We start from the raw sequence: 6,124 nt of genomic DNA on the forward strand, positions 1-6,124 counted from the left end.
TTGGACCCGCTGTTCACCAAGGCAGCAGCAATCGTTACGGATATCGGTGGGCCGCTGAGCCACGGGTCGATTATTGCCCGGGAGTACGCCATCCCTGCTCTACTGGGGACGAGTGTCGCTACTGAGCGCATTCGAGACGGACAACAGCTTACGGTCGATGGTAATGGTGGTACAGTGACAATACTAGTACTGCTCCAAGCGAATCGAGACTATGACAACGAGTCCGTTCACCAGAGGGAAGATCACGATCGACTGTGGCGGGCTAGGGGGCGACCCGTGCGGAGATCAAGATACGGCAGCGACGACGGCTCGCGGAGTTGCTTTCGTTTGCTCGGCGACAGTCACGGTTCTACAAGCAACACTACGCCGATGTCCCCGAGGGCAGTACCGATCTCACACAGTACCCACCGGTGACGAAGCCGATGTTGATGGAGCACTTCGACGATGTCGTCACGGACACGGCAATAACGAAAAACGAGGTCGACGCGTTCGTCGCTGACGAGACGAAGATCGGTGAGCGTTTCCTCGGCACCTATCCGGTTTGGACCACGTCTGGGACGACCGGGGAACCGGGCATTTTCGTCCAAGACGAATACAGTTTGGCGCTGCTCGGTGCGCTTCCAGACCGCTGGATATTGGATGCGGTACTCGACACTGACACGCTCAGGCGACTCATCAAAAACAATCTTCGAGAGGCCGTCATCGCGATCACCGGCGGTCACTTCCTCGGGTCTTCCGCGTTCGCCCTGCTCCAGCGCGAGTCCAAATTCCTCGAAAATCGGATTCAGCTGTTCTCACCGACACGCCCCCTCGACGAGATCATCGAGGCACTGAATCGCTACCAGCCCGCGCTCCTCATGGGCTACGCGAGCGTCATCGTCGAACTAGCCCGCGCCCAACGAGACGGTCGCCTGCACATCAACCCGGCATTCGTCTCACCAGCGTCAGAACCAGTTTCTGAGGACCAGAAGGCGACATCGAGCGCGCTTTTGCGTGCGAGGTGTGCGAGGCGTACGCTGCGACCGAGTTCGATCCGATCGCAATTGAGTGTGGCCACGGAAACCTCCACGTCAACGCCGACTGGGTCGTCCTCGAACCCGTCGACGAGGAGTATCGACCGGTCGATCCCGGTGAACCCTTGGAGACCGTACTGCTGACGAACCTCGGGAACCGCATTCAGCCGGTCATCCGGTACGACCTCGGAGATAGCATCACGATGTACGACGAGCACTGTTCGTGTGGCAGTGCATTCCCCGTCATCGACGTCGAAGGACGACAGGGCGACATCCTCCACTTCGAGACGGCGGACGGGCGAGAGCGTCCAATCTTTCCACTTGCCCTCTCTGGCGTGGTTGAAGAAGTGCCCGAAGTACACCGGACACAACTCATTCGAACGGCGCCCGCCACCATTCGCGTTCGCCTCGACGTTACCCCTGACCGAGATGAAGCAGACGTGTGGGAGGAAGTGAATACGGCGCTCCAGTCATTCCTGGAAGACCAGGGTATTACTGGAGTTGCGTTCGAGCAGGCCACAGAGTCACCGCAACGCGATCCTGCCAGTGGTAAATTCCGGCATGTCTGGGCAGAGTAGAATGGGGACCGACCGGCACCGAACCTGATACTACTACGTAGCGGCGCAATCATAGTCATCCATCGTATCTCCATCTCATTGGTGTCGACTCGCAGTGAACGGTCCCGGTGCTATCTCTCTCCGCTGTCGGGGAGTGACTGTGCCAGACGCGGTTGAGTAACGAGCAATACGGACGATAAGCGGTGGGTACTTTTGTCCCCTCAGGCCGTCTAGTATAGACTGGATTCACCCATGCCTGGCTACGTCACGAACATCGAACGTGAGACACAGGACAACGATGATTTTCGCCAGGTCATGTTCACTGCGGACCACGTCCAGTTAGTTCTCATGACCCTTCGTCCGGGTGAGGATATCGGGCTCGAAACCCATTCTGACATCGACCAGTTCATCCGCGTCGAGTCGGGGACGGCGACAGCCGTCCTAGACGGCGAGGAATTGAGGCTCGGCGACGGTGACGTCATTGTGATCCCTGCCGGCACGGAACATAACGTCACGAACACAGCTGATAACGAACCGCTTCGACTGTATACGTTGTGCAGTTCACCCGCCCACCCAGACGGCACCGTCCAGGCGACGAAACCACAGGATGATTCACACTAATACGGCGACCACACGACCGTCCAAGGAAAATATGAGACGGATCGATCGCCAGCCACTTGTTTTCTGTCGAAGATACGGGTCGGTTGACGCAACGTTGCTGACTCAGCGCAGTCTGTTGGCCTGATCGAGACGTACTCCGACCACATCTGCGGCGAATCATTATTGGGACTCAGGGACACCATTCGATAATGAACGATCCCTCCGACTCTCCCCGCCCTTCCTCGTCCAACCCATCGGCTCCGAGCGGTGAGTCTACTGATTACCCGGAGGGAACCGAAAGTGTCGCAGCGGACACGAAGTACGGCCGTTTCGTTCTCGATTACGATTCAGGACAGCTCTCAGCTCGCGATGCAGAGAAGGTGGCCCGACAGATGGCCGGTGTCACTACGAAATCCCTGTCTACGGCGACACTCGAAATCGAACCGACTGGTGGACGTAGTCGGGAGTCGACCGCGCTCTCGCTCGAACGCCGTCTTCGGGCCATCGCGGGGGTTCACGAGGCTGACGTCTCATTTCGAGCGGGAGTCATCCATCTTACCTACGACGAGTCGGTTACGACGCTGGACGAAATCAAGCGAGTTATCCGCGAGTTCGGTGTAACAATTCAGGAAGCAGAGGAGGGGCTCGTCGATAGCGAGACGTTCGAACGAGGACTACGAATTGAGTCGGCGTTCGTCGGAATCACGTTTTTCGGGATGGTCGCCGGGTTGGTGACGAGCTGGCTCAGCGGACCTGCAATCGTGGCGTCGGTGAGCTACGGTCTGGCGTACGTCTTCGGCGGCTGGTACGGTCTCAAAGGTGCGATACAGACACTCCGCCACTGGGCGGTTGACATCGACCTGTTGATGATCTTGGCTGCGCTCGGCGCGCTGTTGATCGGGGCGCCGTTCGAGGGAGCGATGCTGCTCTTTCTCTTCTCGCTCTCGAACGTCCTGCAGGACTACGCAATCGGACGCTCACGGCGTGCGATTCACGCGTTGATGGAGCTACGCCCAGAATCGGCTCAGGTTCTCCGTGACGGCGAGGAGGTGGCAGTTCCCGTCGAAGCGGTCGAGGTCGACGAACACTTCGTGATTCGACCCGGCGACCGCATTCCGCTGGACGGCGTCGTCACATCTGGCCAGAGCACGGTCGACCAGTCGAGTCTCACTGGTGAATCTGTCCCCGTTTCAAAAGAACCCGGGGACGAGGTGTTCGGTGGGACGATCAACGAGCAGGGGAGTCTCGAAGTTCGCGTCACCCACCGGGCGTCTGAGTCGGCCATTGCTCGGCTCATCCACATGGTCGAGGACGCCCAGAGCGAGCGCGCGCCGACCCAGCGACTCATCGACCGCCTCGAACAGCCCTACGTGCTGGGTGTGCTCGCGATGACCGCGTTGGCGGTAATCGTCCCACTCACGTTCAACAGGCCCTTCGACCCCACGTTCTATCGGGCGATGACGCTCATGGTCGCCGCCTCGCCGTGTGCGGTCATCATTTCGACCCCGGCAGCAGTTCTGTCAGCCATTGCGGCGGCGGCCCGACAGGGCGTCCTGTTCAAAGGCGGTGAACACGTCGAATCAGCCGCGACGATCGACGCCGTTGCGTTCGACAAGACGGGCACGCTGACTGAAGGGGATACGAAATTGACGGACTTCCACGTCCGCGACGACGTCGAGATCGATGGGTTGGAGATAACGCCCGAGCAGTTGCTCGCGTGGGCTGCTGCCGTCCAAGAACGCTCCGAGCACCACTTGGCACGGGCGACGGTCGACGGCGCGCGTGAGCGCGATCTCGACGTTCCGGGCGCAGTCGACTTCCAGGCGACCGTCGGGAAGGGCGTCAGAGGCGTCGTCGAGGGACACACGGTTCACATCGGCAACGCACGGTACTTCGACACCATCCCGACTGACAACTCCGTTGAGGGCCTCGACGCCGGCGTCGAGACGCTCGAAACGCTCCAAGCCGAAGGCAAGACGAGTGTACTCGTCGCGGTGGAAACCGACGAGCACGTTCACATCGTCGGGTGGTTGGCCTTCACGGACACGCTTCGACCGGGGGCGGCCGAGATGGTTGCAGCGCTCCGGAACATCGGTGTCGAACATATCGTCATGTTGACCGGGGACAACCAAGCCGTCGCCCAGGATATCGCCGAGGAGGTTGGTATTGACGAGGTGCGTGCAGAGCTCCTGCCCGAGCAGAAAGTCGAGATCGTCGAGGAACTCGTCCGCAGGTACGGCAAAGTCGCGATGGTCGGAGACGGCGTCAACGACGCACCCGCCCTCGCGACCGCGACGCTCGGCGTGGCGATGGGCGCTGCAGGAACCGATGTCGCACTCGAAACAGCCGACGTCGTGCTAATGGCGGACGACCTCCAGAAGATTCCGTACGCGTTCGGTCTCGGTCGGGCAACCCGACGAACCCTCTTGACGAACTTCGTCATCGCCTTCGGCGCTATCGCGCTCATGATCACGACGATCCTCACCGCTGGTCTTCCGCTTCCACTGGCCGTCGTCGGCCACGAGGGGTCGACCGTCGTCGTCTCGCTCAACGGGCTCCGCCTGCTCGGCTTCCGAACGTGAATCCATCTATGCTGACCACCAGATCCCAATACAGGAACGATTGGGCGTTCAATCCCACCCTTCCCAGTGAGCGGGAGTTGACAGTGACTGCCCCAGGGCTATGAGGGTGCGATCTCTCAGTGTGGATATTCCTCGGCCAGCACGAACCGCCTGCCCAACGAGCGTGGCCTGCCGGAGGATTCGGGGTAGCGACCGATGATGGCCCAAGAGTTGCTCTACGTGTACGGCAGTGTCGCATTTGTCAGTCTCCTTGCGCTCGTCGGGGTCGTGACCGTCGCGATGGGACGTCGGAAGCTGGACCGCGTCCTCCCGTATCTCGTGAGCTTTTCAGCAGGAACGCTGCTCGGAGACGCGTTCTTACACCTGATCCCCGAGATTGTCGCGACGCATGGCTTCGATGCAGGGGCTGGGCTCATCGTACTCTCTGGAATCGTTCTCGCGTTCGTCCTCGAAAAGTACATCTCGTGGCATCACAATCACTATCCACACTCGAATCAGTCCCAGCCCCTGTCGTACATGATTCTATTCGGAGACAGCATCCACAATGCGCTGGACGGGATCATCATCGCAGCAAGCTATCTCGTGTCGATCCCATTCGGTCTGGCGACGACTGCCGCCATCGCAACGCACGAGATTCCACAGGAAATCGGTGATTTCGGCGTTCTCGTCTACGGCGGAATCTCCTACCAGCGAGCGGTAGCATACAACTGTCTCACGGCACTGACCGCCTTTGCCGGGGCGACTGCTGTTCTCGTGTTAGCGGAGTATTCAGGCACTCTTACTCAATATCTGCTTCCAGTCGCGGCTGGAAACTTCGTCTACATCGCAGCATCGGATCTCCTCCCAGAACTCGTGGATGAGACTGACGTCTACCGATCCACCTTACAACTAATGACTTTTCTCGGGGGAATCGCCGTTCTCGGAGTCTTAGCCCTGTGAGGAACTCTGTTTGTCGCTCGAAGACAGTATAGGCTCACCCATCCCAGAAGCGTCTACTGCATACAGTCGTGAACTTTTGGTCAAGCCACCCGTATGTGAAGTAGTGACATCGCGTTTCGATATTGAGGATCGTCTCAAGCGAACTTCGCCGCTCAGCTGGCGGATCTACACAGAGTTACAGCGGGTCGATATTGGATTCATGGCCAGCAGTGTGGCCTTTCAGGGGTTTCTGTCCCTGTTGCCACTTTTGGTATCCATATTTGGCTCTGTTGAAATCCTTAGCCGCTGATAGCTTTTTCAGGCCGTGCTGAATACAGGGCGCGGGCCTTGTTTAGACGTATGAGATTACAGGAGTTAGAGTCTCACTGCCCGTTCAAGGTTCCGGACAGCTGCCTTTAGGACAATCTCTCGAAACTGTCCAAACCACGTTCTA

General features: G+C 59.0%; 6 protein-coding genes. 5 read left to right on the plus strand and 1 reads right to left on the minus strand.

The genetic code is table 11. The features are described from left to right. Positions 1 to 414 (plus strand): PEP-utilizing enzyme, encoded by a 414-nt coding sequence (locus tag ACNS84_RS05160; protein WP_435073758.1) that lies wholly within the window; start codon positions 1 to 3, stop codon positions 412 to 414. Here ACNS84_RS05160 and ACNS84_RS05165 read toward each other — a convergent pair. Next, a complete protein-coding gene (locus tag ACNS84_RS05165) occupies positions 342 to 722 on the minus strand; it encodes a hypothetical protein (protein WP_435073788.1) in 381 nt (126 codons plus the stop codon). The genes ACNS84_RS05160 and ACNS84_RS05165 overlap by 73 nt on opposite strands. A 278-nt stretch (positions 723 to 1,000) precedes the next feature. Between ACNS84_RS05165 and ACNS84_RS05170 the strand changes: the two genes are divergently transcribed. From ACNS84_RS05170 to ACNS84_RS05185, 4 genes are all read left to right on the plus strand, one after another. Next, positions 1,001 to 1,591: a phenylacetate--CoA ligase family protein gene (locus tag ACNS84_RS05170; protein WP_435073759.1), complete on the plus strand. Its 591-nt coding sequence runs from the start codon at positions 1,001 to 1,003 to the stop codon at positions 1,589 to 1,591. A 231-nt stretch (positions 1,592 to 1,822) separates the two neighbouring features. Then, positions 1,823 to 2,191 carry a cupin domain-containing protein gene (locus tag ACNS84_RS05175; RefSeq protein WP_435073760.1) on the plus strand — a complete coding sequence of 123 codons (369 nt, stop codon included), beginning with the start codon at positions 1,823 to 1,825 and terminating at the stop codon, positions 2,189 to 2,191. Positions 2,192 to 2,562: 371 nt separating this feature from the next. Further along, a complete protein-coding gene (locus ACNS84_RS05180) occupies positions 2,563 to 4,752 on the plus strand; it encodes a heavy metal translocating P-type ATPase (RefSeq protein WP_435073761.1) in 2,190 nt (729 codons plus the stop codon). A gap of 195 nt (positions 4,753 to 4,947) precedes the next feature. Continuing rightward, complete coding sequence (locus tag ACNS84_RS05185) at positions 4,948 to 5,691, plus strand: ZIP family metal transporter (RefSeq protein WP_435073762.1); 744 nt, start codon at positions 4,948 to 4,950, stop codon at positions 5,689 to 5,691. Positions 5,692 to 6,124 lie beyond the last annotated feature (433 nt).

Origin of the sequence: Halorubrum wangae (assembly GCF_051194135.1) — an archaeon.
Taxonomy (GTDB): domain Archaea; phylum Halobacteriota; class Halobacteria; order Halobacteriales; family Haloferacaceae; genus Halorubrum.

Coding starts and splice junctions, on each gene's coding strand:
- ACNS84_RS05175 (WP_435073760.1), top strand. CDS start 1,823: ATGCCTGGCTACGTCACGAACATCGAACGTGAGACACAGGACAACGAT.
- ACNS84_RS05180 (WP_435073761.1), top strand. CDS start 2,563: ATGGCCGGTGTCACTACGAAATCCCTGTCTACGGCGACACTCGAAATC.
- ACNS84_RS05185 (WP_435073762.1), top strand. CDS start 4,948: ATGATGGCCCAAGAGTTGCTCTACGTGTACGGCAGTGTCGCATTTGTC.